General features: G+C 68.9%; 18 protein-coding genes. 8 read left to right on the top strand and 10 right to left on the bottom strand.

Translation table 11 applies throughout. The features are described from left to right. Nucleotides 1–34 precede the first annotated feature (34 nt). Genes cydD through BLV63_RS09920 form a run of 3 tightly spaced genes read right to left on the bottom strand, consistent with a single transcriptional unit; the run spans nucleotide 35 to nucleotide 6,086 of the window. Nucleotides 35–3,430 carry a thiol reductant ABC exporter subunit CydD gene (gene cydD, locus BLV63_RS09930; RefSeq protein ID WP_066212248.1) on the bottom strand — a complete coding sequence of 1,132 codons (3,396 nt, stop codon included), beginning with the start codon at nucleotides 3,428–3,430 and terminating at the stop codon, nucleotides 35–37. A gap of 3 nt (nucleotides 3,431–3,433) precedes the next feature. Then, the gene (gene cydB, locus BLV63_RS09925; protein WP_066212246.1) at nucleotides 3,434–4,483 is read right to left on the bottom strand and encodes a cytochrome d ubiquinol oxidase subunit II; all 1,050 of its coding nucleotides are present in this window, start codon (nucleotides 4,481–4,483) and stop codon (nucleotides 3,434–3,436) included. A gap of 13 nt (nucleotides 4,484–4,496) precedes the next feature. After that, on the bottom strand, nucleotides 4,497–6,086 hold the full coding sequence (locus tag BLV63_RS09920) for a cytochrome ubiquinol oxidase subunit I (RefSeq protein ID WP_066212244.1): 1,590 nt from the start codon (nucleotides 6,084–6,086) through the stop codon (nucleotides 4,497–4,499). 234 nt (nucleotides 6,087–6,320) lie between these two features. Between BLV63_RS09920 and BLV63_RS09915 the strand changes: the two genes are divergently transcribed. Then, on the top strand, nucleotides 6,321–6,716 hold the full coding sequence (locus BLV63_RS09915) for a BlaI/MecI/CopY family transcriptional regulator (protein WP_066212239.1): 396 nt from the start codon (nucleotides 6,321–6,323) through the stop codon (nucleotides 6,714–6,716). Between the two features lie 8 nt (nucleotides 6,717–6,724). Beyond that, the gene (locus tag BLV63_RS09910; RefSeq protein WP_066212237.1) at nucleotides 6,725–7,681 is read left to right on the top strand and encodes a M56 family metallopeptidase; all 957 of its coding nucleotides are present in this window, start codon (nucleotides 6,725–6,727) and stop codon (nucleotides 7,679–7,681) included. A gap of 58 nt (nucleotides 7,682–7,739) precedes the next feature. Here the strand turns inward: BLV63_RS09910 and BLV63_RS09905 are convergent, their stop codons facing one another. Then, complete coding sequence (locus BLV63_RS09905; RefSeq protein ID WP_066212232.1) at nucleotides 7,740–9,848, bottom strand: DNA gyrase/topoisomerase IV subunit B; 2,109 nt, start codon at nucleotides 9,846–9,848, stop codon at nucleotides 7,740–7,742. Nucleotides 9,849–10,046: 198 nt separating this feature from the next. Here BLV63_RS09905 and BLV63_RS09900 point away from each other — a divergent pair, with 198 nt between their 5' ends. Further along, nucleotides 10,047–10,265 carry a DUF7455 domain-containing protein gene (locus BLV63_RS09900; protein ID WP_066212230.1) on the top strand — a complete coding sequence of 73 codons (219 nt, stop codon included), beginning with the start codon at nucleotides 10,047–10,049 and terminating at the stop codon, nucleotides 10,263–10,265. 158 nt (nucleotides 10,266–10,423) lie between these two features. On the opposite strand, the gene BLV63_RS09895 is transcribed toward BLV63_RS09900, so the two are convergent. From BLV63_RS09895 to BLV63_RS09885, 3 genes are read right to left on the bottom strand one after another with little or no spacing between them, the layout of a single operon-like run. Beyond that, entirely contained in the window at nucleotides 10,424–11,347 is a 924-nt protein-coding gene (locus BLV63_RS09895; RefSeq protein WP_066212228.1) for a MaoC family dehydratase, read from the bottom strand. Further along, entirely contained in the window at nucleotides 11,344–12,681 is a 1,338-nt protein-coding gene (locus BLV63_RS09890) for a 3-oxoacyl-ACP reductase (RefSeq protein WP_066212227.1), read from the bottom strand. The genes BLV63_RS09895 and BLV63_RS09890 overlap by 4 nt, the downstream gene beginning before the upstream one ends. Nucleotides 12,682–12,697: 16 nt before the next feature. Continuing rightward, on the bottom strand, nucleotides 12,698–13,999 hold the full coding sequence (locus BLV63_RS09885; protein ID WP_066212224.1) for an acetyl-CoA C-acetyltransferase: 1,302 nt from the start codon (nucleotides 13,997–13,999) through the stop codon (nucleotides 12,698–12,700). 100 nt (nucleotides 14,000–14,099) lie between these two features. Here BLV63_RS09885 and BLV63_RS09880 point away from each other — a divergent pair, with 100 nt between their 5' ends. Both BLV63_RS09880 and BLV63_RS09875 read left to right on the top strand, forming a co-directional pair. Beyond that, nucleotides 14,100–14,903, top strand: a complete 804-nt coding sequence (locus tag BLV63_RS09880) for a TetR/AcrR family transcriptional regulator (RefSeq protein ID WP_074784224.1) — start codon at nucleotides 14,100–14,102, stop codon at nucleotides 14,901–14,903. Beyond that, nucleotides 14,896–16,971: an acyl-CoA dehydrogenase family protein gene (locus BLV63_RS09875; protein ID WP_066212221.1), complete on the top strand. Its 2,076-nt coding sequence runs from the start codon at nucleotides 14,896–14,898 to the stop codon at nucleotides 16,969–16,971. Before BLV63_RS09880 ends, BLV63_RS09875 begins: the two co-directional genes overlap by 8 nt. 55 nt (nucleotides 16,972–17,026) lie before the next feature. On the opposite strand, the gene glgA is transcribed toward BLV63_RS09875, so the two are convergent. Further along, a complete protein-coding gene (gene glgA, locus BLV63_RS09870) occupies nucleotides 17,027–18,241 on the bottom strand; it encodes a glycogen synthase (protein ID WP_066212219.1) in 1,215 nt (404 codons plus the stop codon). Nucleotides 18,242–18,342: 101 nt separating this feature from the next. Between glgA and glgC the strand changes: the two genes are divergently transcribed. The 3 genes from glgC (at nucleotide 18,343) to pepN (ending at nucleotide 24,044) form a co-directional block, all read left to right on the top strand. Continuing rightward, nucleotides 18,343–19,794 (top strand): glucose-1-phosphate adenylyltransferase, encoded by a 1,452-nt coding sequence (gene glgC, locus BLV63_RS09865; RefSeq protein ID WP_082724064.1) that lies wholly within the window; start codon nucleotides 18,343–18,345, stop codon nucleotides 19,792–19,794. A gap of 98 nt (nucleotides 19,795–19,892) precedes the next feature. Continuing rightward, entirely contained in the window at nucleotides 19,893–21,344 is a 1,452-nt protein-coding gene (locus tag BLV63_RS09860) for an SDR family NAD(P)-dependent oxidoreductase (protein ID WP_066212217.1), read from the top strand. Nucleotides 21,345–21,431: 87 nt separating this feature from the next. After that, the gene (gene pepN, locus BLV63_RS09855; protein ID WP_066212216.1) at nucleotides 21,432–24,044 is read left to right on the top strand and encodes an aminopeptidase N; all 2,613 of its coding nucleotides are present in this window, start codon (nucleotides 21,432–21,434) and stop codon (nucleotides 24,042–24,044) included. 71 nt (nucleotides 24,045–24,115) lie between these two features. On the opposite strand, the gene BLV63_RS09850 is transcribed toward pepN, so the two are convergent. Both BLV63_RS09850 and lplAB read right to left on the bottom strand, forming a co-directional pair. Further along, on the bottom strand, nucleotides 24,116–24,820 hold the full coding sequence (locus BLV63_RS09850) for a Type 1 glutamine amidotransferase-like domain-containing protein (protein ID WP_066212214.1): 705 nt from the start codon (nucleotides 24,818–24,820) through the stop codon (nucleotides 24,116–24,118). After that, a complete protein-coding gene (lplAB, locus tag BLV63_RS09845; protein WP_254780541.1) occupies nucleotides 24,817–25,875 on the bottom strand; it encodes a lipoate-protein ligase LplAB in 1,059 nt (352 codons plus the stop codon). Before lplAB ends, BLV63_RS09850 begins: the two co-directional genes overlap by 4 nt. Nucleotides 25,876–25,923: the final 48 nt, after the last annotated feature.

The following is a 25,923-nucleotide window of genomic DNA, read 5'->3' as shown; positions in this document are numbered from 1 at the left end:
CGTATCCCGGGAGCGCCTGGTGGCGCCCTCACCGTCAGGGGTGGCGCGTCGAGCCGCCCACGGGTTCCCTGGCCCCGAGGTCCAGCCGCCCCGGAAGGCGCGACAGGTCCTCGTCCCGGTGTGAGACGACCACCAAGGTCTCCCCCTCCAGCGACGTGACGAGGTCTCCCAGGAGCGCATCCGCCGCTTCCGCGTCCAGATGCGCCGTCGGTTCGTCGAGCAGCAGCACGTTTGCCCCGGCCAGGAGCGTCCTCGCGACGGCAAGACGCTGCCGCTGGCCGCCGGACAGGAAGCTGCCGCCCGGCCCGATGCGCGTGTCGAGACCGTCCGGCATGCTCCGGACCGCCTCGGCGAGACCCACCCGTTCGAGGCTCGCCCACAGCGCATCCTCACCGGCAGAGTCGGCCCGGGAACGCGCCAGAGCCAGATTGCCGCGGACGGTCGAGTCGAACACGTGCGATTCCTGGGGGCACCACGCGATGCGGCCGTGCACGGTGATCGTTCCCTCGAGCGGAGGCATGAAGCCCAGCAGCGCAGCAAGCAGCGTGGATTTGCCACTGCCGGAAGGTCCGGAGATCCCCAGGGACCGGCCCGGCGCGGCAGCACCGCTGAGCCCGGTGAAGACGGCGTCCGAATCCGGCCACGCGACGGACAGGTCCTCGAAGGACAGCCCGCTGGGCTTCGCGGCAGGTTCCACGACCCGGGTTCCCCGCGACTCCCTGACAGGTTCCGGCGCCGTGGCCGCGGTGAGGCGTTCCTCCAGGCGGCGGAGCGCCGGCTTGAGACGGCTCGCGGAGAGGTGCGCCTGGAACGGCTCCTGCAGCGCGAGCAGCATGAACGCGACGACCGCGGTGCGTTCCGCCAGCTCCTGCCCGGTCCCGAGCGCCACCGACTGCACGACGACGGCGGCCGCCCCCGCGGCGCACGCCGCCACGCTGAGCGCCAGCCCGGACCCTTCGGCCCACGCCGCGCGACGTGCGGCCCTGACCATGGCGCCGGAGAGACGTCCCGCCTGCTCGACCACCCGCGCGCCGAGGCCGTTCCCTCGCACGTCCTTCCAGGACTGCAGTGCGGACGCGACCCAGTGCAGCAGGGCGGACTTGCTCTCCAGCACGGCACGGCTGGACCGACGATCGGCCCGGACGGCCACGGCCGGAGCCACGAACAGCCCGATTACGCTGACGAGGAGCGTCACGGGAAGAGCGGCCGGCAGGACGACAGCAGTGGCGACCACCGCCAGCACGGCGGTGCCCACGGCGATCCAGCGGGGTGCCAGCACTCGAGGCAGGATGTCACGGTACTCGTCGACATCGGCCACGACGGTGTCCAGGACGTTGCCGCCCTGCATGACGCGACGGATGCCCAGGGCCCTCCCGGAGAGCCCTTCCCACACCCGGGACCGCAGGCTCGTGGTCACGCGGAACACGGCGTCGTGCATCACGAGCCGGTCGCAGTACCGCAGAACCGCACGCCCGATGCCGAAGAACCGCACGCCGACGATAGCGGCCATCAGGTAGAGGATGGGCGGCTGGGAACTCGCCCGGACGATCAGCCAGCCGGACAGCGCCGCGAGGGCCACCGAGAACAGCTGAGCCAGGACACCCAGCGCCGCAGCTCGCACCAGCCGCCAGCCGGAGCCGGAGAGGAGCGAGGCGGAGGCACGGGACGGCAACGGGACCACGGGAGACGGACGGCCGTCCGCATCGTCGGCGTGGGAACCAGCGGATGCCGGAGCTCCGCCGTCGATGTCCGCAATGGACGCTGCGGCGCGCATGACCACCTGCCCATCCGAGGGCTGGGCGAGTCCGCCACGGACGGGCACCGATTCGTCCGCCAGCGCGAGCGTCACGGGTTCGTGGCTGACCAGGAGCACGGGAAGCACCCCGGAGAGCTCGCGAAGTGAGTCACGGACCGTCGCGGCCCGGACAGGATCCAAGTGGGCCGTGGGCTCGTCCACGAGGAGCACCTCGGCGCCGAGTTCCGCGAGCAGGAAGGCCCGGGCGAGGGCCACCCGGCGCTGCTCCCCCGGGCTGAGGTCGGCTATCCGCAGGTCGAGCAGATCGTCGGCGGCCGCCAGCCGGGCGCTCCGTTCCAGCAGATCCGGCGTCGCCCGCTCACCGGCCCAGAAGTCCAGTTCCTCCCGCACCCGTTCCTCGAGGAATTCGGGGTGCTGAGGGGCGTAGGCCACGGCGAGGCCGTCGGCTTCCTCCGGGCGGGATGCCTCCGGAGACGCTTCCCTGAGGCGCAGCACCGTGCCGACGGACTCGGCGCCCGGTTCGAGCGTTCCGGCCAGGGCCGAGAGGAGCGTGCTCTTCCCGCAGCCGCTCGGGCCCGTGAGGGCGGTGATCGTCCCCGGCCGGAGTGTGACGGTCACGGGTCCCAGGGTGATGCCGCGGGTGGGGAACGTCACGGCCAGGCCCTCCAGCCCGAGTCCGGGACCCGTCAGGGAAGCGACGCTCTCCACCTGAAGACGGCGCGGTTCCGGAGCCTCCAGGACCTCATCCACCGCTTCCAGCGCCAGCTTGCCGTCCTCACTCGCGTGGTACGCGGCTCCCATCGACCGCAGTGCCTGATAGCACTCCGGGGCGAGGATCAGTGCGATCAGCCCCGCCTCGAGCGGCATCTGCCCGTGGACCAGCCGCACGCCGATCGTCACGGCCACGAGGGCGACGGAGATGGTCGCGATGAGTTCCAGTGCCAGCGCGGACAGGAAGGCGGTCCGCAACGTCGCCATCGACTCCCGGCGGTGCTGTTCGCCGACCGCCTCCAGCGCCGAACGCTGCTCCTTCGAACGGCCGAGGCCCAGGAGCACGGGAAGCCCGCGCGCGAGTTCCACCAGGTGGGAGGACAGGACATCGAGCGAGCGGTACGCCTTCAGGAGGCTCTCCTGGCTGTGCCGCCCGATCAGGATCATGAACAGCGGCACCAGCGGGATCGTCAGCACGATGATCAGAGCGCTGAGCCAGTCGGACAGCAGGATCCTCGTTCCCACGAGCAACGGCACGGTCGCGCAGTTGACCAGGCTGGGCAGGAACTCGGTGTAGTAGCGGTCCAGCTCATCGAGCCGCCGGGTCGCCAGGAGAGCGTCGGCGCCCCGTCCCGTGGAGCCGGCAGGACGTCGTCCCCCGAGGAGCGCGGCGAGCAGCCGGGTCCGCAGACCCTCCTTCACCTCGACGACGGCGGCCCGCGCGGCGACCGACTGCCCCCAGGCGGAGGCGGCCCGGAGCAGGGCCCCCAGCGCTCCTCCGCCGACCAGCGGGACGAGCGCCCCGGCGTCGGCGGCCCGGCCCGCGGCGAGGAGAGCGATCCCTCCGGCCAGGGCCTGAGCCAGCAGCACCAGCCCCAGGGCGTTGACGGCCCCGAGCAGCCCCATCACGTAGACGGGGCCCTTCGGCCCGGGCGGGAACGGTGACTTCCTGGTCCGCGCCATGCGTCAGGACTGCCTGGTAAGGGCGCGCTGCAGGACGGCCGGCAGCACGGTGTGGGACTGCGGGATCAGCTCGGCGCTGATCCGCCGGCGGAACACCCAGTACGTCCACGCCTGGTAGGCGATGACGAGCGGCAGGCCGATGCACGCGACCACCGTCATGAGACCCAGCGTGTAGTCGCTGGAGGAGGCGTTCGAGATGGTCAGGTTGAAGGCCGGATCCAGCGTGGACGGCAGGACCACGGGGTACACGGCGGAGAAGATCGCGGCCGTTCCGCTCGCCAGGAAGCCGCCGAGCAGGATGAACGCCTTGCCTTCCTGAGCCTTGCGGGCCAGGACCCAGGCGCAGACCGCGGCGATCACGGCCAGGCCGGTGAGCGCCCAGCTCCACCACTTGCCGTGCTGGAACTGCACCAGCAGGACCCAGCCGGCGATCGGGAGGAGGCCCAGGGGCAGCCAGCGGATCAGCCAGCGGCGCGCGCGGTGCCGGATCTCGCCGTCGGTCTTGAGCATGAGGAACGCGAGGGCGTGGACCAGCGCGAACAGCACGACGGCGAAGCCGCCGAGGATCGCGGGAGGAGTCAGCCAGGCGAACGGGCCGCCGACGCGGTCACCGTTGGCGTTCAGCGGCAGTCCCGTCGTGCTCAGGGCCAGTGCCGCACCGACGCCGAACGCCGCCACGAAGGAGCCCAGGGCGATGGCCCAGTCCCACGTGGTGCGCCAGCGGTCCGTGTTGATCTTGCCGCGGTATTCGAAGGCCACGGCGCGGAAGATCAGGCCGAGGAGCACCAGGAGCAGCGGAAGGTAGAGCGCGGAGAAGAGGGAGGCGTACCAGTTCGGGAAGGCAGCGAACGTGGCGCCGCCGGCCGTCAGGAGCCAGACCTCATTGCCGTCCCACACCGGGCCGACCGTGTTGAGGAGGACGCGGCGCTCCTTGTCGTTCCGGGCGAAGAGCTTCATGAGCATCCCGACGCCGAGGTCGAAGCCCTCCAGGAAGAGGTAGCCGGTCCAGAGGACGGCGATGGCGATGAACCAGATGGTGGGCAGGGTTTCCATGCTGTCTCCCCTCTCAGTAGGCGAAGGCCAGGACGTCGGTCTCCCGCTGGGAGCCTCCGCGTCCGTCCTCGTCCGGGGTGTCGTCGTCGTGGTGGGCGAGCTCCGGCATGGCCGAGGCCACCCCGCCGCGGATGTACGTGGTGAGCAGTTTGATCTCGACCACCATCAGCACCGCGTAGACCGTGGTCAGGGCGATGAGGGAGGTCAGGATCTCACCCGCCGAGACTCCCGGCGAGACCGCCGCGGCCGTGTACATGAACACGGGATCGATGCCGTTCATATCGGGGTTCGGCGCGACCACGAAGGGCTGCCGTCCCATCTCGGTGAAGATCCAGCCGGCGGCGTTGGCGCCGAACGGCGCAAGGATCCCGAACACGGCCAGGCGCATGAGCCAGCGGCTCGCGGGCACGGTTCCCCGCCGGGTCAGCCAGAGCGCGACGACGGCGGCCAGCGCGGCCAAGCCGCCGAACCCGATCATCATCCGGAAGCCCCAGTAGGTGACCTCCATGACCGGCACGTACTGGATCTCCTTGCCGGCACGGTCGCCGAGCTTCGGATCGTTCGGCAGGTGGGTGCCGTACTTCTCCTGGTACTCCGGCACCAGGGTGTTCACGCCCTTGACCTCGGTGGTGAAGTCGCCCTTGGCCAGGAAGGAGAGGAGCCCGGGGACCTCGATCACCGCGACGATGTTGGAGCAGTCCTTCGACCCGAGGTCACCGACGCTGAGCACCGAGAACTGGGTGCCGTCGTGGCAGGCGGCTTCCGCCGCGGCCATCTTCATGGGCTGCTGTTCGAACATGAGCTTGCCCTGCAGGTCGCCGGTGATCGACGTGCCGGCGAAGGAGATGGCGGCCACGATGGCGCCGATGCGGAGCGAGCGGAGCCATACGGTGTGGTCGGTCTTGTCGCGGCCGGGGACGGAGCGTGCCTCGCCCACCACCACGCGGCCCGAGGCGTCGACCGTGTCGATGCCGTCGGTCCGGCGCCGCCACAGGTGGTACCAGGCGATGCCCAGGAGGAATCCGCCGGCGACGGCGAGGGCGCCCATGATGGTGTGGCTGAACGCCACGACCGCGGTGTTGTTCGTGAACACGGCCCAGGCGTCGACCATGCGTCCGCGCCCGTCCTCCAGGGTCACGCCCACCGGGTGCTGCATCCAGCTGTTCGCCACGATGATGAAGTAGGCGGAGATGACGGAGCCGATCACCGCGATCCAGAGGCACGCGAGGTGGACGCCCTTCTTCAGCTGCTTCCAGCCGAAGATCCAGAGCCCCAGGAACGTCGACTCCACGAAGAACGCCAGCAGCGCTTCCATGGCGAGCGGGGCGCCGAACACGTCGCCGACGAAGCGGCTGTACTCACTCCAGGCCATGCCGAACTGGAACTCCTGCACGATGCCGGTGGCCACGCCCATGATGAAGTTGATGAGGAAGAGCTTCCCCCAGAACTTGGTCATGCGCAGGTACTCGGCCTTTCCCGTGCGATACCAGAGCGTCTGCATGAAGGCCACCACGAGGCCGAGGCCGATCGTGAGCGGCACCATCATGAAGTGATAGACGGTGGTGATGCCGAATTGCCACCGTGCGACTTCCAAGGCGTCCATGGATTCCCCATTCCCTCGTCGAGGCACAACTTCTACGTTTCGTAGAAAACCTTCTTCTACAGAGTGTAGAACAAAAAGGACCGTGACGCCGCCGCACGTGACACGCGAGACAGAGGCTTCTACTGAACGTAGAAAAACGGGCCGAAACACGATAGATTGAGAACTGCGCACCCACCGGGGACACCCGTCCCCCGAGGGTCATCATCAGCATTACAGAGGAGATGGACGCTTTCAATGGCAAGCCTCGGGGATCTTGAGCGATCCGTCATGGACCTGCTGTGGGCCGGGACGGAGGCCACCACGGCCAACGACCTGCGTGATCAGCTCGCCAGCACCGACGCGGCCAGCGGAGGCAAGGAGCTCGCCGTGACCACGGTGCTCACCGTGCTTTCCCGGCTGGAGAAGAAGGGCCTGGTGGCCCGCGAACGTGGCACCCGCCCGCATCGCTACCGCGCCGTCTCCACGCGCGCCGAACACACCGCCGAGCTGATGCGCGAAGTGCTGGGTTCAGCCCCGGACCGCGAAGCCGTCCTGGCGACGTTCGTCGGTTCCGTCAGCCCCGCCGAAGCCGATGCGCTCCGTCGTCTGCTGGGTGTGGACCCCTCTTCGGACCTCCCCTCCAGCAGCTGAGGCATGCGGTGCTGATCACCGCCTGGTTCCTGGCGGTCCTCGCGATCATCCTCGCCTGGCCGGCACCGGTCCTCCTGGCCCGGAGCTCCTGGCCGTCCCGCTCCCCCTTCGCCGCACTGGTGCTCTGGCAGGCCATCGGCCTCGCGGGCGGGCTCTCCATGATCGGCGCCATGCTCTGCTACGGGCTCTCACCGCTCGGGGACAATCTGGTCGCGGGGCTGCACGCCCTGATCCTGGTGATGCTGGGCAGCCAGTCCACCGAGGGGCTCGGCTTCTGGCACGCCTTCGCGCTGTCGACCGCCGGCGTGCTGACCGTGCACCTGCTTTTCACTTTACTGCTCACCTACGTGCGGATCAGCACCGAGCGACGTCGGCACCGCGAGCTCCTCGGCATCCTCAGCCAGCCGCACGGGGACTCCGGCACGGTGGTCATCGCCCATGCGGCGCCGGTGGCCTACTGCCTGCCCGGCGGCGCCCGGTCCATCACCGTGCTCTCCGACTCCCTCATGGAGGCCCTGGACGAGCGCGAACTCGCCGCGGTCCTCGCCCATGAGGACAGCCACCTGACGCAGCGGCACCACCTGCTGCTCTGGGCGTTCGCCGCCTGGAGGGCCGCCCTTCCCTGGCTTCCCACCACGCGCGTCGCACAGCGCGCGGTGAACGAGCTGCTGGAAATGCTCGCCGACGACGCCGCGCTGAAAGTCAGCGACGCCGGAACCCTGGTGCGCGCGGTCGCCGTCGTCGCGGATGGGCAGCAGCCGCGCCGCACCGCCCTGGACGCCGACACGGCCTTGGCCGGCGACGACGCTGCGGTGTCCGCCACGACGGTGGCGCGGGTGAAGCGGCTGCTCGCCGGCGTTCCCACGCTCCCGGCAGCGCAGCGCGCCGTGGTGCTGGCGTCTTCGGTCCTGCTGCTCCTGGCTCCGACCGCCCTGCTGATCGTGCCGGGCGTCGTCCACCTCTAGGACTCTTGGACCTCAAGAGAAACCTCAAGGGAAGCGGCGCCGGCAGCAACGCATCGGCTCAGGCGTCGATGCGCTCCCGGTCCAGGTGCTGCGCGCCGGCCACGATGAAGTCCTTGCGCGGCGCCACGTCCGAGCCCATGAGCAGCTCGAAGACGCGCTCGGCGCTCTCCGCGCTCTCGATGCTGACCCGGCGCAGCGTGCGATGCCGCGGATCCATGGTGGTCTCCGCCAGCTGATCGGCGTCCATCTCACCCAGACCCTTGTACCGCTGGATGGGTTCCTTGTACCGCTTGCCCTCGGCCTGGAGACGATCCAGGACGGTGTGCAGTTCCTGCTCGGAGTAGGTGTAGATGATCTCGTTGGCCTTGGACCCGGAGTTCACCACCTCCACCCGGTGCAGCGGTGGCACGGCGGCGTACACACGGCCCGCTTCCACGAGAGGCCTCATGTAGCGGTAGAAGAGCGTGAGCAGGAGGGTCCGGATGTGGGCGCCGTCGACGTCGGCGTCGGTCATGAGGACGACCTTGCCGTAGCGCGCGGCGTCCAGGTCGAAGCTCCGGCCCGAGCCGGCCCCCACCACCTGGATCAGGGCGGCGCACTCGGCGTTGGAGAGCATGTCGCCCACCGACGCCTTCTGGACGTTCAGGATCTTGCCGCGGATGGGCAGCAGTGCTTGGAAGTCCGAGGAGCGGGCCAGTTTCGCCGTGCCGAGTGCGGAGTCACCCTCCACGATGAACAGTTCGGAACGGTCCACATCGCTGCTGCGGCAGTCCGCGAGCTTGCTCGGCATCGTGGAGGACTCCAGCGCGTTCTTCCGGCGCTGGGTCTCCTTGTGCACCCGCGCCGAGACGCGGGACTTCATCTCGTTGACGACCTTCTCCAGCAGGAGGGCCGCCTGGGCCTTGTCATTGCGGTTGGTGGAGGTCAGCCGCGAGGTGATCTCCTTCTCCACCACGCGGGAGACGATGGCGCGCACCGCGGGCGTGCCGAGGATCTCCTTGGTCTGACCCTCGAATTGCGGTTCGGCAAGGCGGACGGTCAGCACGGCGGTGAGGCCGGCCATCACATCGTCCTTCTCGACCTTGTCGTTGCCGGCTTTCAGCTTGCGGGCGTTGGCTTCGACCTGCTTGCGGAAGGTCTTCAGCAGGGCCTGCTCGAAGCCGGCCAGGTGCGTGCCGCCCTTGGGGGTGGCGATGATGTTGACGAAGCTGCGCACCGTGGTGTCGTAGCCGATCCCCCAGCGCAGGGCGATGTCCACTTCGCAGTGGCGCTCCACCTCGGCCAGCTGGCTGTGGCCGTGATCGTCCAGGACCGGCACGGTCTCCTTGAAGGTGCCGGAGCCGTTCAGGCGCCAGATGTCGGTGACCGCGGAGTCGGCGGCGAGGAACTCGGCGAACTCCGAGATGCCGCCGTCGTGGTGGAAGACCTCTTCATAGGGGCCGTCCGCGCCGGGCGTCCCGGCGAGACGGCGCTCATCCCGGACCGTGATCTTGAGGCCAGGCACCAGGAAGGAGGTCTGCCGCGCACGTCCCGTGAGTTCGTCGTACAGGAACTTCGCGTCCGGGGTGAAGATCTGCCGGTCCGCCCAGTAGCGGATCCGGGTGCCGGTGACGCCGCGCTTCGCCTTGCCGACCACGTCGAGCGTGGAGTTCTCCAGGAACGGGACGAACTTCGCGTCCGGCTTGGGCTTGCCGCTGCCGTCCTCGAAGCGGCCGGGCTCGCCTCGCCGGAACGACATCTGGTAGGTCTTGCTGCCGCGGTCCACCTGGACGTCCAGCCGGGCCGACAGCGCGTTCACCACGGACGCGCCCACACCGTGCAGACCGCCCGAGGCGTTGTAGGAGCCGCCACCGAACTTGCCGCCGGCGTGGAGCTTCGTGAACACGACCTCGACGCCGGTGAGCCCGGTCTTCGGCTCGATGTCCACGGGGATGCCGCGGCCGTCGTCGTGCACCTCGACGGAGTTGTCCGCATGGAGGATGACCTTGATGTCGTGGCCGTACCCGGCCAGGGCCTCATCGACCGCGTTGTCGATGATCTCCCACAGACAGTGCATGAGGCCACGGGAATCGTTGGATCCGATGTACATGCCCGGGCGTTTGCGGACGGCTTCCAGCCCTTCCAGAACGGAGAGGTGCCGGGCGTTGTATTCCGAACTCGGTGACACGGGTGGTGGACTCCTTTGGGGCCTGAAGACGCTCTTTTCAGGGTAGCGTCAACGGCCCCCGTCCCCGCGCAGGCGCACCGTGAGAGACGCCACCACGGGCCGCCCGACTACGCGCAGAGCGAAAGAGACCGAATTGTGGCATGGTTCGGGCCTGTCCGCTGGTTATATAGACGTACAGAACTTTCGAAGGAGGCCCCGATGTCAACAGCAATTGCGGAACGTACGCTCAACGCGGCTGACCGTTGCGACCGTTGCGGCGCCCAGGCGTTTGTCCGGGTGGTGCTTGAGGCCTCTGGCGGAGAGCTTCTCTTCTGCGGGCACCACGCCCGTGCGGTCGAAGCGACTCTGAAGCCCCTGAGCCGTGAATGGCACGACGAGACCTCCCGTCTCCTGGAGAAGGAAGTGGTCGTCGACTAGGACTCATCGAGTCCGTCACAGCGGAAGTGCCCGGTCCCCCGAGGGGCCGGGCACTTCTGTCGTCCGGGCACGAGGCCCGGCAGACGCACGAAGCTGACACACGGAGGGCCGGCGGCTGGGCGATCTCCCGGCCGTCGGCCCACCGTCTCGTCAGCGGGTCAGGACTCCGAGCCGCTCAGCGGCGCCACGGTTCCGTGGAAGTGCCGCCGGGCGCTGCGCTGATTCCACGCCTGGAACTCCGTGCCGGCCCACTCTCCGTCGGCTTCCTCATCGCGGATGCCGACCGCGACCGTGGCCGGCAGGTACACCGGCGCCTCGAAGGTGACGTGCCAGCGGATCCCGGCGTCGCTGTCGTGGCCGGACTCGGCCAGCGCCCGGGCCACGGAGTACATCCCGTGCGCGATCGACGTCTTCATGCCGAGGGCTTTGGCGCTCAGCGAGCTGAGGTGGATGGGGTTGTAGTCACCGGACACTGCGGCATAGTCCCGGCCTGTGTCCACGCCCAGCCGCCAGAGTCCCGTGGGCACCGGCGGGCGGAAGTCCTCCCGCTCGGCGGTGGGCACGGCGGTGTCGACGCCGGGAAGGAAGACCCCCTTGGCCAGGTACCGCGAGGTGCCGCGCCAGAGAAGCCTCCCGCTTCCGGCGTCGAGCACCTCGGCGACCATGTCCACCAGGGTCCCGGCGCGATGAGCCCGCAAACCGTCCGCGTGGGCGCGCACCGTGAGGCGGGCGCCGAACGGGATGGCGTCGTAGTGCTCCACCGTGTTCTCCAGATGCACGAGCCCGAGCAGCGGCAGCGGGAAATCGTCACGGGTCATGACGCTCATCGCCACCGGGAACGCCAGCGTGTGGACGTACGCGGACGGCAGCTCGGTGCGCACCGTCCCGTGGACGAGGCGCTGGAACGCCGTGACGTGGTCGATGTCCACCGTCACCGACTGCACCTCGTGCACGGCACGCGGCACGGTGAGCGGCTGGTCCTTTTTCAGGAGCCTCTGCTTCGCCGCGGCCCCGGCCGCGTTGAGGTAGAGCTTGGCCAGCGACGGCATCTCCTGCAGGATGACCGTCTGCTCGGCGCTCATGCCCCCACCAGATTCTGTCCGCAGACCCGCAGCACCTCGCCGTTGACGCCACCGGCGGCGTCGCTCGCGAGGAAGGCGATCGCCTCCGCGACGTCGCCGGGCTGTCCGCCCTGCTGGAGCGAATTCAGGCGGCGCGCCACCTCCCGGGTGGCGAAGGGGATGCGCGCCGTCATCTCCGTCTCGATGAAACCGGGAGCCACGGCGTTGATGGTGCCACCGAGACGGGCCATGCTCGCGGCGGTCGCCTGCACCATGCCGATCACGGCCGCCTTGGACGCGCCGTAGTTGGTCTGGCCGCGGTTGCCGGCGATGCCGGAGGTGGAGGCCAGGCTCACGATGCGTGGGCGGTCGCTGAACAGCTCCGACGCGAGGAACTCCTCATTCATGCGCAGCTGCGAGGCGATGTTGACGGCGATGACGCTCTCCCAGCGCCCGGGGTCCATGTTGGCCAGGAGCTTGTCCCGGGTGATGCCCGCGTTGTGCACCACGACGTCCAGTCGGCCGAACCGTTCCTCCGCCAGCGCCAGGATCTTCGCCGCGGCGTCCGGGGCGGTGATGTCCGCCTGCAGGGCGATGCCGCCCACACGGTTCGCCACCTGCGCCAGCTGCTCCCCCGCCGCCGGAACGTCCACCAGGATGGTGCGCGCGCCGTCGCGGCTGAGAGTCGTGGCGATCGCGGCGCCGATGCCCCGCGCGGCGCCCGTGACGACGGCGACCCGCCCTTCCAGGGGCCGTTCTCCTCGGTCCGGAACGGCCGGCGAGTTGGTGATCTCGAGGAACTGCCCGTCCACGAAGGCCGAGCGTGCCGAGAGGAAGAAGCGGAGCGCTCCGAGCGCTGCCGGGCTGTCCGCGGGGACGTCCTCTTCGAGCACCAGCCCGTTGGCCGTCGCCCCGGCCCGGAGCTCCTTGGCCAGGGACCGGACGAAACCGTCCACGGCGCGGCGGGCCGCCGACGTCGCCGGGTCACTCGCCGTGCGAGGTGCACGCGAGAGGGTGACCACGCGCGCCGACGGGCGAAGCTGACGCAGCAGCTGTCCGGCTTCCAGCACCGGCGCCGAAAGATCCGACGGGTGGGTCAGACCGTCGAGCACCAGGACGAGCGCGGCGAGCTTCTCCGAGCCGCCCACGGACCGCCGGACGTCCAGGCCCCAGCCCAGCAGTGCGGAGGCGACCCCGTCGGCGCCGGATCCACGGCCGAGCACCACCACGGGGCCCTCCAGGAGAGGCTGTCCCGGGGTGTAGCGGCGCAGGACCGCCGGCTGGGGCAGCCCCAGCTTCTTGGCGAGGTCGCGGCCGAAGCCGCGGCTGACGAATTCGGTGTACTTGTCTGCCATGTTCCGTTCCTGCCGCTCAGTATGCTTCGAGGATCGCGACGACGCCCTGACCGCCGGCCGCGCAGACCGAGACCAGGCCGCGCGCCGGACGTCCGTCCACTTGGCCCTTCTCGTGCAGGGCCTTGGCGAGGGTGGCGACGATGCGGCCGCCCGTGGCCGCGAAGGGGTGGCCCGCCGCCAGCGAGGAGCCGTTGACGTTGAGCTTGGCACGGTCGATCGCGCCGAGCGGTGCGTCCACGCCGAGACGGTCACGGCAGAACTCCGGATCCTCCCAGGCCGCGAGGGTGCTCAGGACCGTTCCGGCGAAGGCCTCGTGGATCTCGAAGAAGTCGATGTCGTCGAAGGTCAGGCCCTGACGCGCGAGCATCCGCGGCACGGCGTACGCCGGGGCCATGAGGAGGCCCTCCTTGCCGTGCACGAAGTCGACCGCGGCGGCCTCCCCGTCCAGCACGGTGGCGAGCTTCGGCAGCTCGTGCTCATCGGCCCACTCCTCCGACGCCAGGAGCACGGCGGAGGCGCCGTCCGTGAGGGGCGTCGAGTTGCCGGCGGTCATCGTGGCCGGGGTCGGCAGGCTCTTGCCGAACACGGGAGACAGCCTGGCGAGCTTCTCCAGCGAGGTGTCCGCGCGAAGGTTCGAGTCACGGCTCAGACCGCGGTAGGCGGTGACGAGGTCCTCGAAGAAGCCGCGGTCGTAGGCGGCCGCCAGATTCTTGTGGCTGGCGAGGGCGAGCTCATCCTGCGCTTCACGCGTGATGCCCCACTCCGCCGTCGTGATGGCCTGGTGCTCGCCCATGGACAGTCCCGTGCGCGGCTCGCCGGTGCCAGGAGCGTTGGGCGCGAGGTCCTTGGGGCGCAGCTTGGAGAGCGCCTTGAGCTTCTGCTGAGCGGTCTTGGCGCGGTTCAGTTCCAGCAGGACCCGGCGGAGTCCCTCGCTCACGGCGATCGGGGCGTCCGACGCGGAGTCGACGCCACCGGCGATGGCCGAGTCGATCTGGCCGAGCTTGATCTTGTTGGCGAGTCCCAGCACGGTCTCCAGTCCGGTGGCGCAGGCCTGCTGAAGATCATAGGCGGGGGTGCCGGGAGCCAGGGCTGAGCCCAGCACCGCTTCGCGGGTCAGATTGAAATCACGCGAGTGCTTCAGCACGGCCCCGGCGGCCACCTCGCCGATGCGCTCACCCTGCAGTCCGAACCGCGCCACGAGCCCGTCCAGAGCAGCGGTGAGCATGTCCTGATTGGAGGCGGTGGCGTACGCGCCGTTGGCGCGGGCGAAGGGGATGCGATTGCCGCCGACGACGACGGCCTTCCGTACGGTGGTCATGTTCCGCTCCGTTCTGCACGGGCGGCTTTCCGGCGCCCGTGCGGCAGGGTTTTCAATCGAAGAGTTACTGATACCCAGCGTACCTGATACGCTGGGTATCGTGAACCCCGTCACACAGCAGCGCGCCGCGTCCCGGCAGCCTTTCCCGGCAGAACCCGAGGCGCCCGGCGACGACGAATCCCCCGCCAGCACGGACGGCCGAGCCGCCCGCTGGCAGCACCACCGCCTCCAGCGCCGTGCGGAACTGATCCGCGCCGCCCGGCGAGCGGTGCACCGCCTCGGGCCGGAAGCCTCCATGGAGGACATCGCCTCCTCCGCCGGCACCTCCAAATCAGTGTTCTACCGCTACTTCGGCGACAAGTCCGGTCTGCAGCAGGCCGTCGGAGAAGTGGTCCTGGACCGGATGCAGGCGAGGATCCGCGAAGCCGTCCAGGAGGCGACTTCCCCCGCGGAAGGCCTGTTCGCCATGGTCAACGCCTATCTGCAGATGGCCGAGACCTCTCCCAACGTCTACGCGTTCGTGACGCAACGGAGCAGCGGGGAGAACGACGGCCCCGGTCCCGCGCAGGACGCCACCTTCGGCCACTTCCTCAACGCGGTGACGGACATGATCGCTCAGCCCATGGAAGAGCTTCTGGCCGAACCCGGCGCCCTGCTGGACTACTGGCCCCGCGCGGCCATCGGGCTCGTGCGGGCCGCCGGTGAACAGTGGCTCCTGAGTCCGACCGGTCCCCAGCGGCCCAGCCAGGCGGAGATGGCGACCACGCTCACCTCCTGGCTCGTCGACGGCGTGCGGCCCATGGTCGCGGCGCCCGGCCCCACAGACCAACCCCTCGAATCCAGGCACGCGGGCTCCGCACCCGGGCCTGCCCCGACCACCGGAAAGGAAGAGCACCATGACTGAAGCACTCCAGAACGTGCGCCGCAGTGAGAAGCAGGACGCCGGTAAGGAACCCCGGGTGGACGTCGCGCTCCTGGGCGAGCGCCTCCTCGGCACCTGGGCGGAGGTCCGCCGCGAAGCGCGGGCCCTGGCCGGCAAGGAGGAGTTCCACAAGATCGAAGGCATCACCCACGTGGAGCACCGCGCCCGGGTGTTCGAGCAGCTGAAGGGACTCGTGGATCACGGCGCCGTGCACCGCGCCTTCCCGGCACGCTTCGGCGGCTCCGATGACCACGGCGGGAACATCGCCGGCTTCGAAGAACTGGTGACCGCCGATCCCTCCCTGCAGATCAAGGCCGGGGTCCAGTGGGGCCTGTTCGGGGCTGCGGTGCTGCACCTCGGCACCGAGAAGCACCACGAGAAGTGGCTGCCCTCCATCATGTCCCTCGAGACGCCCGGCGCGTTCGCCATGACGGAGATGGGCCACGGCTCGGACGTCGCGAGCATCGGCACCACGGCCACCTACGACCCGGCCACGGAAGAGTTCGTGATCAACACGCCGTTCAAGGCGGCCTGGAAGGACTACCTCGGCAACGCCGCCAAGGACGGCATCGCCGCCGTGGTCTTCGCCCAGTTGATCACCCAGGGCGTCAACCACGGGGTGCACGCCTTCTACGTCCCGATCCGTGACGCCGAGACCAAGGAGTTCCTGCCCGGCATCGGCGGCGAGGACGACGGCGTCAAGGGCGGCCTCAACGGCATCGACAACGGCCGGCTGCACTTCAGCCAGGTCCGGATCCCCCGTGAGAACCTGCTCAACCGCTACGGCGACGTCGCCGCCGACGGCACGTACACCTCCCCCATCGCGAGCCCGGGTCGCCGCTTCTTCACCATGCTCGGAACCCTGGTGCAGGGCCGCGTCTCCCTGGACGGCGCGAGCGTCGCCGCCAGCAAGATCGCGCTGGCGTCGGCCATCCGCTACGCGAGCCAGCGCCGCCAGTTCAACGCAGGCTCCCCCGTGGACGAAGAGGTGCTGCTGGACTACCAGCGCCACCAGCGCCGTCTCTTCACCCGCCTCGCCACCACGTATGCGGCGAGCTTCGCCCACGAGCAGCTGCTCGAGAAGTTCGACGCCGTGTTCTCCGGCAAGCAGGACACGGACGAGGACCGTCAGGACCTGGAGACGCTGGCCGCGGCCCTCAAGCCGCTCAGCACCTGGCATGCCCTGGACACCCTCCAGGAATGCCGGGAAGCCTGCGGCGGCGCCGGGTTCCTGATCGAGAACCGTTTCGCCTCGCTCCGCGCGGACCTCGACGTCTACGCGACGTTCGAGGGTGACAACACCGTGCTGCTCCAGCTCGTCGCCAAGCGCCTGCTGGCCGATTACGCCAAGGAGTTCCGGAACGTCGACTTCGGCGTCATGGCGCGCTTCGTCGCGGCGCAGGCGTCCGACGTCGCGCTCAACCGCACGGGCCTGCGCCAGGTGGCGCAGTTCGTGGCCGACACCGGCCTGCCGCAGAAGTCCGCCCTGGCGCTCAAGGACGAGGAGAGCCAGCGGAGTCTGCTGACCAGCCGCGTCCAGAGCATGGTCGCCGAGGTCGGCGCCGCGCTCAAGGGTGCGAACAAGCTGCCGCAGGCCAAGGCCGCCGCCCTGTTCAACGAGCACCAGGACCAACTGATCGAGGCGGCTCGCGCGCACGCCGAACTCCTGCAGTGGGAGGCCTTCACCGAGGGCCTGCGCACCATCGAGGACGCCGGCACCCGCGAGGTCCTGACCTGGGTCCGCGATCTGTTCGGCCTCTCGCTGATCGAGAAGCACCTCTCGTGGTACCTGATGAACGGCCGCCTGTCGATGCAGCGCGCCCGCACCGTCGGCGACTACATCAACCGTCTGCTGGTGCGCCTCCGGCCCCACGCCCTGGATCTGGTGGACGCGTTCGGCTACGGCCAAGAGCACATCCGCTCCACCGTGGGCAGCGGCGCCGAGCTGATCCGTCAGGACGAAGCACGGGCGTACTACCGCACCCTCCGGGCCTCCGGAGACGCCCCGGTGGACGAGAAGGTCCTCCTGGAGCGTGCCAAGAGGAAGTAGCCGGTCACATGAAAGCCCCCTGCACCGTGCGGTGCAGGGGGCTTTCTCGTCACTGTCAGCTCTGGTCGCCGTCCTGGGGCAACACCGAACGATAGACGTCGAGGGTCGTCTGGGCGATCGAATCCCAGGAGAAGTTCTCCTCGGCACGACGACGGCCCGCCTGACCCATCGCGTGGGCCCGCTGGGGATCCGAGACCACCTCATTGAGGGCGGCCGCGAAATCATCGACGAACTTCTGCGGATCCAGAGGCGTCCCCGTGCCGTCCGTGACCTGTTCCAGCGGCACCAGCAGACCGGTTTCGCCATGCGCCACCACCTCGGGGATGCCACCCGTCGCACTCGCGACGACGGCAGCGCCACACGCCATGGCCTCCAGGTTGACGATGCCCAGGGGCTCGTAGATGGACGGGCAGGCGAACGCCGTCGCGTGACTGAGCACCTGGATGAGCTCACGGCGCGGGAGCATGCGTTCGATGACCACGACGCCATCCCGCTCAGCCTGGAGACCGGCGATCAGCTCTGCGGTCTCGGCGGCGAGTTCCGGGGTGTCCGCCGCACCGAGGCACAGCACGAGCTGGACGTCCGCGGGAAGCTGCTGCGCCGCCCGCAGCAGATACGGGACGCCTTTCTGGCGGGTGTTGCGGCCGACGAAGACCACGCTGGGACGGGAAGGGTCGATGCCCAGGGCGCGCACGGCGTCGTCGTCCTCATCGCGTTCCCAGAGGGAGACGTCGATGCCGTTGTGCACGACGTGGACCTTGGCCGGGTCGACGTTCGGATAGCAGCGCAGGATGTCCTGGCGCATGCCTTCGGAGACGGCGATGATGGCGGCCGCGGCCTCGTAGGACGTCTGTTCGACCCAGGAGCTGAGACGGTAACCGCCGCCCAGCTGCTCGGCCTTCCAGGGCCGGAGCGGCTCCAGACTGTGGGCGCTCAGGACGTGCGGGATGCCGTGCAGCAGCGAGGCCAGGTGGCCGGCCATGTTGGCATACCAGGTGTGGGAGTGGACGAGGTCGGCTCCGGCGACGTCCGGCACGATGCTCAGATCGACGCCGAGCGTCTGGACCGCGGGATTGGCATCCTTCAGCTCCACGGGGGTCTCGTAGGTGCTGACCGTGGCACCGTGGAAGTCGGTGTCGCGGGGCGCGCCGAAGGCGTGAACCCGCAGATCGACGTGCGAAGCGAGGACACGACTCAGCTCGGCAACGTGCACTCCGGCACCGCCATAAATATCAGGCGGAAATTCTTTGGAAACAATATCGATTCGCACGTTTACAACGTAGTCCCAAGTGCCCAACTGATCTAGTGTGAAAGCTGTTCGGTGGTCTACATGACGGCCGTCACACTCGGAACGTACGCAGGAGTACCCATATGGCACTGAAAAAAGTCCTTGCAATAGTCCTGGCCGGCGGAGAGGGCAATCGGCTCATGCCGCTGACGGCTGACCGGGCTAAACCGGCGGTGCCGTTCGCGGGCAGCTACCGGCTGATTGACTTTGCTTTGTCAAACCTGGTGAACTCCGGTTATTTCAAGATCGTGGTGCTGACGCAGTACAAGTCGCACAGCCTTGACCGGCATATTTCCGAGACGTGGCGTCTGTCCACCCAGTTGCAGAATTATGTGGCCTCGGTTCCGGCGCAGCAGCGCATCGGCAAGAGCTGGTTCCTCGGCAGCGCCAACGCGATCTACCAGTCCCTGAACCTGATCCACGACGCGCAGCCGGACATCGTGGTCGTCGTCGGCGCGGACCACGTGTACCGCATGGACTTCCAGCAGATGGTGGCGCAGCACGTGGCCAGCGGCGCGAAGGCGACCGTCGCCGCCGTCCGCCAGCCGCTCGAGATGGCCAACCAGTTCGGCGTGATCGAGGTCGATCAGGAGGACGCCTCCAAGATCTCCGCCTTCGTGGAGAAGCCCGCGAGCACCCCCGGCCTGGCCGCCGCTCCGGATCAGTTCCTCGCGTCCATGGGGAACTACGTCTTCGACGCGGACGCCCTGGTGGAGGCCCTGACGCTCGACGCCGAGCGCACCGACACGAAGCACGACATGGGCGGGGACATCATCCCGTACTTCGTCTCCCGCGGTGAGGCCGGCGTCTACGACTTCACCACCAATTCGATCCCCGGCGCCACCGAACGCGACCGTACCTACTGGCGCGACGTGGGCACCATCGACTCGTTCTACGACGCCCACATGGACCTCATCTCCCCCGTGCCGGTGTTCAACCTCTACAACCGCGACTGGCCGATCTTCACCCGGCAGACCATCTCCCCGCCGGCCAAGTTCGTGAAGGGCCGCAACAACACGGTCGGCACCGCACTGGACTCCATCGTCGCGAACGGCGTGGTGGTCTCCGGCGGCATCGTCGAGGGATCCGTCCTGTCCAACGACGCCTACATCGAGGCCGGCGCCCGCGTCCTGGACTCCGTGCTGATGGACAACGTGTACGTGGGTGAAGGGGCGATCGTGCGCCGCGCCATCCTGGACAAGAACGTCCGGATCCCGAAGGGCGCCACGATCGGCGTCGACCGGGAACTGGACGAGGCCCGCGGCTTCAAGGTCACCGAGTCCGGGATCACGGTGCTGTCGAAGGGACAGCCGGTCCCGGAACCGGACGAGGACGAGCTCGCCCTGTCCCGCAGCCTGCGGGGCACGGTCCCGGAGAGCGTGAAGGCCGCCGTCGAGGAGTACGACGAGCTCAAAGCGGCCATCGACAAGGTCTCCCTGGTCCAGACTGAGACAACAGAGACGACGTCTGATGAGGACGCGGACTCCACCGAGGACGCCGCCGCAGAGGTGACATTGAACGCGAAGGGTTCGTAGCGCCCGGCGCACAGATTCACCGCGCGCGACGGCGGTCCGGCCCGGGCCGCCGTCGCTCGCGTTCCGAGCAGTGGGCCCGGCCCACTAAAATAGGGGAAATGACCACCCCCGAACTCACGCCGGATGAGATCGAAGCCTGCCTCAAAGTCCTCAACACGATCCACGTCTATGACGAAGAGGATCCGGACTACATCGCCGTCCGCCGGGCCACCGGCAAGATGTTCAAGGCCGTGAAGAGGCACCGGCGCAATGAGAAGCGCGACGCGATCGCCGAGGCGGACCGTTCCGTCATGGCGCTCACCGCCACCGCCGCCCCGGACCGGATCGACGACGAGACGCGCGGCAACAAGCTCAAGAGCTCGGCGACGGGTGAGATCGCGGGCCACCTCATCCGGTCCCGCCCCTGCTACATCTGCAAGCAGCATTACACCCAGGTGGATGCGTTCTACCACCAGCTGTGCCCGGACTGCGCCGCCATGAGCCACGCCAAGCGGGACGCACGCACCGATCTCACGGGACGCCGGGCACTGCTGACGGGCGGCCGCGCCAAGATCGGCATGTACATCGCACTGCGGCTGCTGCGCGACGGCGCCCACACGACGATCACCACCCGTTTCCCAAAGGACGCGGCGCGCCGCTTCGCCGCCATGGAGGACAGCGCCGAGTGGCTGCACCGCCTGCGGATCGTGGGCATCGACCTGCGTGATCCCTCCCAGGTCATGGCCCTCACCGACTCCGTAGCCGCCGCCGGACCGCTCGACATCATCATCAACAACGCGGCCCAGACCGTCCGCCGCTCCGGCAACGCCTATCAGCCGCTCGTCGAGGCCGAGGACGAGCCCCTGCCCGCCGCCCTGCAGGAGGGCAACGGCGGTCCGGAACTGGTGACCTTCGGGCACGCTCATGACAAGCACCCCCTGGCCCTGGCCTCGAGCGTCCTGGAGCACCCCGTGCTGGCGGGCGATGCGATCACGTCACTCGCGCTGTCGACGGGTTCGGCGTCGCTTGACCGCATCGCGGCCGGCACCGCCATCGACGCCGGCGGACTGGTCCCCGACCTCGCCACCATCAACTCGTGGACGCAGGTGGTGGACCAGGTGGACCCGCTGGAGATGCTGGAAGTCCAGCTCTGCAACGTGACCGCTCCGTTCCTGCTGGTCAGCCGCCTGCGGGACGCCATGCGCCGCTCCACCGCCCGGCGCAAGTACGTGGTGAACGTGAGCGCCATGGAGGGCCAGTTCTCCCGCGCGTACAAGGGCCCGGGCCATCCGCACACCAATATGGCGAAGGCGTCCCTGAACATGATGACCCGGACGAGCGCGGGCGAGATGTTCGAGAGCGATCAGATCCTCATGACCGCGGTGGACACCGGCTGGATCACGGACGAGCGCCCGCACTACACCAAGGTCCGACTCATGGACGAGGGGTTCCACGCACCTCTGGATCTGGTGGATGGCGCGGCCCGGGTCTACGATCCGATCGTGATGGGCGAGGCCGGCGAAGACCAGTACGGCGTCTTCCTGAAGGACTACAAGCCGTCCCCGTGGTGACCTGCTCACCGCGATGAAGCGACGGCGGCCGGCCGGTGAAGGCGCCACTTAACCGGCCGTGACCGCCGTGCATGGTTAAATGTTCGGGTGCAAAACCAGAATCTGAAACGCCTCGAGGCGCAGGACCGCTCCGCCGCGGTGAAGACCCTCAGCTATGACGTGACCCTGGACGTCCGCGACGCCGAGGACCCGGCTGTCGCCTGGTTCCCCAGCGAGAGCGTCATCACCTTCGAGGCGAGCCCCGGCGGCTCCACCTTCCTGGACTTCATCGGGGACAGCGTGCAGGCGGTGTTCCTGAACGGCAAGAAGCTGCCCGTGGACGAGGTGGTCGAAGGCAGCCGGATCCGTCTGGACGGCCTCCGGGAGCTCAATCAGGTGACCGTCCTGGCCCGAGCCCTGTACAGCCGCTCCGGCGAGGGCCTGCACCGTTACGTGGATCCCGCGGACGGCAAGACCTACCTCTACACGCAGTACGAGCCGGCGGATGCCCGGCGCGTGTTCGCGAACTTCGAACAGCCCGATCTGAAGGCCCGTTACACCTTCCACGTCACGGCACCGGCGCACTGGCACGTCGCATCGAACGGCGCCGAGACGGCCCGCACTCCTCTGGCCAGTGATGCACGGGCCGCACGCTGGGACTTCGCCGAGACGCTCCCCCTGAGCACCTACATCACCGCCGTGCTCGCGGGGCCGTACTTCAAGGCCGAGGACAGCTGGACCGGCACAGATGCCGATGGCGAACCGCTCGTGGTGCCGCTGGCGCTCTTCTGCCGCGCTTCGCTGGCGGAGTCCTTCGACACGGACACTCTCTTCGCCCAGACCAAGCGCGGTCTGGACTTCTTCTCTGAACTCTTCGACTATCCCTACCCGTGGGGCAAGTACGATCAGGCCTTCGTGCCCGAATACAACCTCGGCGCCATGGAGAACCCTGGTCTTGTTACCTTCACCGAGGAATACGTCTTCGCGTCGAAGGCCACGCAGGCCCAGTACGAGCAGCGCGCGAACACCCTCCTGCACGAGATGGCGCACATGTGGTTCGGCGACCTAGTCACCATGCAGTGGTGGGATGATCTGTGGCTCAAAGAGTCCTTCGCGGACTTCATGGGCACCCTCGGCGTCGACCGCGCCAGTGACTTCACGACCTCGTGGGTGAACTTCGCCAACCAGCGCAAGGCCTGGGCCTATGTCCAGGACCAGCTGCCCACGACCCACCCCGTGGTCGCGGACATCCCCGATCTGGAAGCCGCCAAGCAGAACTTCGACGGCATCACCTACGCCAAGGGCGCCGCGGTGCTCAAGCAACTGGTGGCGTATGTGGGCTTCGACGCCTTCGTCGAGGGCGCCCGCAGCTACTTCAAGCGTCACGAGTTCGGCAACACCACTCTGGCCGATCTGCTCCACGAACTGGACGCCGCCTCCGGCAAGGAACTCGCGTCCTGGTCTGAGGCCTGGCTGGAGACCTCCGGCATCTCGACACTGCGTCTGGAGATCCAGGACGACGACGGCGTCATCACCGCCGCGGGCATCGTCCAGGACGCGGTGGACCCGGTCACCGGAGCCACCGCCCTGCGCCCGCACCGTCTGCGTCTCGGCCTGTACGAGCCGGATGCACAGGGACGCCTGGTCCGCACCGAGGTGCTGGACCTGGACGTCGACGGCGCCGAAACCGAGGTCGAGGCCCTGACCGGCCGCCCCCGTCCCGCGCTGGCCCTGCTGAACGACGACGACCTGAGCTACGCCAAGATCCGCCTGGACGACGTCTCCTACGAGACCGTCACCGGGCAGCTGGACCTCCTGGACGATCCCATGGCGCGGGCCCTGGCCTGGAACGCCGTGTGGAGCGCCACCCGGGACGGCCAGCGCCCGGCCGAGGAGTACCTCCGCATGGCGATGCGCTTCGCTCACACGGAGGGCACCATCGGCGTCCTCCAGTCGGTGCTGAGCAACGCCGTCTTCGCGGTCAACCACTACGTGCCGGCCGACGGCCGCGACTCGCTGCGGGACGAACTGACGCGGACCGCCGTCGCGCGCCTCCAGGACGCCGAACCCGGCTCGGATGCCCAACTCGCGTGGGCGCGGTGCGTCATGGCTCTCAGCCTGCACAGCGGCGAGGCCCTTCACTTGATCACCGGCCTGCTGGGCGGTGGCCGCCAGGTGGACGGGTTGGTCCTGGACACCAAGCTCCGCTGGGCCGCGCTGCAGGCCCTGGCCGCTCATGGGCGACTGGACCGGCCCGCCCTCGACGCGGAACTGGCCCGCGAGGACAACGCGGACGCCCGCGCCGGCCACGCCCTGGCCGTCGCAGCCCGGCCCACCGCCGAGGCCAAGGCCGAAGCCTGGGCCGCGTGCGGCCCGGACACCGAGCTCTCCAACCGCAACTTCAGTGCGACGATCGCCGGTTTCATGACGGGTTCCAGCAGGCTGCTGGCGCCCTATGTGGAGCCGTATTTCGAACGTCTGACGAGCGTGTGGAGTTCGATGAGCATCGGGATGGCGAGCCGCCTGGTCCTCGGGTTCTTCCCGGATGCCCAGGATCTCGCCCCCGGTCAGGCACCGGCCGAGCACCCCGTGGTCGTGCAGTGCGACCAGTGGCTCGCCGCTCACGAGGACGCACCGCGCGCACTCCGCCGCCTCATCCTCGAGGAGCGGGACAAGCTGGTCCGCGCCCTGAAGGCGCAGGCGGCGGGATCGCAGGTCTGACCGGCTCCGGTTGAGAACGCAAGGAGGGGCCCGGCGGATCATCCGCCGGGCCCCTCCTTGCGCTTCACCGCTCAGCTGAGCAGCTGCAGCGGGATCTCGCGTTCGACGGCGGACCCGGCATCGAGCTCGACGCGGAAGGCCTGACTGCCCGGGCGCTCTGCGAAGCCACCACTCAGTTCCCCGTCCCGGAAGAGCAGCGCGGCGTAGTCGTCCACCGCGTAACCCGCCGGCAGGGATCCGTCGGCGACCCAGCCCAGGTACCGCTCACGACGTCCCGGCTCGCCACGATAGTGCGGGCAGGCGCTCCCCCGCAGCAGGCCGAGCCCATCGTTCAGGGGCGCCAGGGGGCCGAAGGAATCCGTCGAGGACGCCTCGTACCAGCAGTTCATCCCGGCACTGATGCCGGCCAGCACCGTGCCCTGCGCCGCGGCCTGTGCCATGAGCTCCGCGACACCGTGCCGTCTCCACAGTTCCAGCAGGTTCACGGTGGAACCACCGCCCACATAGACCACGTCCTGGTCGAGGATCATGGCCGGGTCGGTGTAACCCCACGGGTCCCGGCAGAAGAGCGACAGCACGGACGTCGTCGCGCGCCCGCAGAAGGCGTGCTCGAAGCGCCGGATGTAGCCGCCGTCGTCGCCGCTCGCGGTCGGCACGAAGCAGACTTTCGGCCGGGACGAGCCGCTCAGGGTGAGGATCTGATCATCGATCAGCGAGGCGCCGTCCTCGGACATGGAGAACCCGCCACCGCCGAGCGTCACGATGGTGCCTCTCATGGCACGCGGTGCAGCCACTCGGGCGTGGAGAACTTGCTCGCGGCGAGCTCGCGCGCGGCGGTCAGCTCGGCGTCGCTGAGCTCGGCCCGGACGGCGCCATACCGTTCGGCGAAGACCTCCATCATCACGTCGATGATGGCCAGCCGGTCCAGGCCGGCCTGGCGCTTGAGCGGATCCACACGCTTCTTCGCGCTCCGCGTGCCCTTGTCCGAGAGCTTCTCCTGCCCGATCCGCAGGACCTCCACCATCTTGTCCGCGTCGATGTCGTAGCTCATGGTCACGTGATGCAGCATGCCGCCGTTGGCGAGCCGCTTCTGGGCGGCGCCGCCGATCTTGCCCTGGTCCGTGGCGATGTCATTGAGGGGGACGTACCGGGCCTTCACGCCCACCCGCTCGAGGGCCTCGATGACCCATGCGTCCAGGAAGGCGTACGACGCTTCGAAGCTCTGGCCATCCACAAGGCTCTGCGGCAGGTACAGGGAGTACGTGATGCAGTTGCCACCCTCCATGAACATGGCCCCGCCGCCGCTGATGCGGCGCACCACGTTGACGTGGTGACGGGCGACGCCCTCGGGGTTCAGCTCATTGCGGTACGACTGGAAGCTGCCGATGACGACGGCGGTCTCCTCCCAGTCCCAGAAGCGCAGCGCGGGGCGGCGTTCTCCCGCCCCGACGGCCCGGGTGAGCACCTCATCGAGGGCGACGTTCACCTCGGTGGGCAGGACGCCGGGGCCGATCACCTCCCACTCGTGATCCCGCCACGTGCTGGCCAGACCCAAGGCCCGCCGGACGGCCGTGGCGACAGATTCCGGGCTGAACCCGAAGAGCTGCGCGTTGACCGGCAGCGCGTCTTTGATGCGGCTCGCCAGGACGCTGGAGGGAGAGTCGGCGGGCGAGCCCTCCAGGGCGGCGTTGATGGCGTCCAGGGCCTCATCCGGCTCCAGGAAGAAGTCACCGCTGATGGAGACGTCCGCCAGTTTTCCGTCGCTCACCTCCAGGTCCGCGACGACCAGTTTTCCTCCGGGAACCTTGAACTCACCATGACGCTTCGGCATGTTCTCCAGCCTATCGCCCAGGGCAGACGCTTGCCGGAGCGTGACCAT

This window comes from Arthrobacter woluwensis (assembly GCF_900105345.1).
Lineage (GTDB): Bacteria > Actinomycetota > Actinomycetes > Actinomycetales > Micrococcaceae > Arthrobacter_E > Arthrobacter_E woluwensis.
The sequence above is the reverse complement of the archived record's forward strand: the minus strand, read 5'-3'. Positions and strand labels throughout refer to the sequence as shown.

What these genes read in the sequence shown, in the direction of transcription:
- cydD (WP_066212248.1), bottom strand. Translation starts at nt 3,430, where the DNA reads ATGGCGCGGACCAGGAAGTCACCGTTCCCGCCCGGGCCGAAGGGCCCC.
- BLV63_RS09900 (WP_066212230.1), top strand. Translation starts at nt 10,047, where the DNA reads ATGTCAACAGCAATTGCGGAACGTACGCTCAACGCGGCTGACCGTTGC.
- lplAB (WP_254780541.1), bottom strand. Translation starts at nt 25,875, where the DNA reads ATGCCGAAGCGTCATGGTGAGTTCAAGGTTCCCGGAGGAAAACTGGTC.
- BLV63_RS09915 (WP_066212239.1), top strand. Translation starts at nt 6,321, where the DNA reads ATGGCAAGCCTCGGGGATCTTGAGCGATCCGTCATGGACCTGCTGTGG.
- BLV63_RS09920 (WP_066212244.1), bottom strand. Translation starts at nt 6,086, where the DNA reads ATGGACGCCTTGGAAGTCGCACGGTGGCAATTCGGCATCACCACCGTC.
- BLV63_RS09850 (WP_066212214.1), bottom strand. Translation starts at nt 24,820, where the DNA reads ATGAGAGGCACCATCGTGACGCTCGGCGGTGGCGGGTTCTCCATGTCC.
- BLV63_RS09875 (WP_066212221.1), top strand. Translation starts at nt 14,896, where the DNA reads ATGACTGAAGCACTCCAGAACGTGCGCCGCAGTGAGAAGCAGGACGCC.
- BLV63_RS09890 (WP_066212227.1), bottom strand. Translation starts at nt 12,681, where the DNA reads ATGGCAGACAAGTACACCGAATTCGTCAGCCGCGGCTTCGGCCGCGAC.
- BLV63_RS09895 (WP_066212228.1), bottom strand. Translation starts at nt 11,347, where the DNA reads ATGAGCGCCGAGCAGACGGTCATCCTGCAGGAGATGCCGTCGCTGGCC.
- glgC (WP_082724064.1), top strand. Translation starts at nt 18,343, where the DNA reads ATGGCACTGAAAAAAGTCCTTGCAATAGTCCTGGCCGGCGGAGAGGGC.
- BLV63_RS09885 (WP_066212224.1), bottom strand. Translation starts at nt 13,999, where the DNA reads ATGACCACCGTACGGAAGGCCGTCGTCGTCGGCGGCAATCGCATCCCC.
- cydB (WP_066212246.1), bottom strand. Translation starts at nt 4,483, where the DNA reads ATGGAAACCCTGCCCACCATCTGGTTCATCGCCATCGCCGTCCTCTGG.
- BLV63_RS09860 (WP_066212217.1), top strand. Translation starts at nt 19,893, where the DNA reads ATGACCACCCCCGAACTCACGCCGGATGAGATCGAAGCCTGCCTCAAA.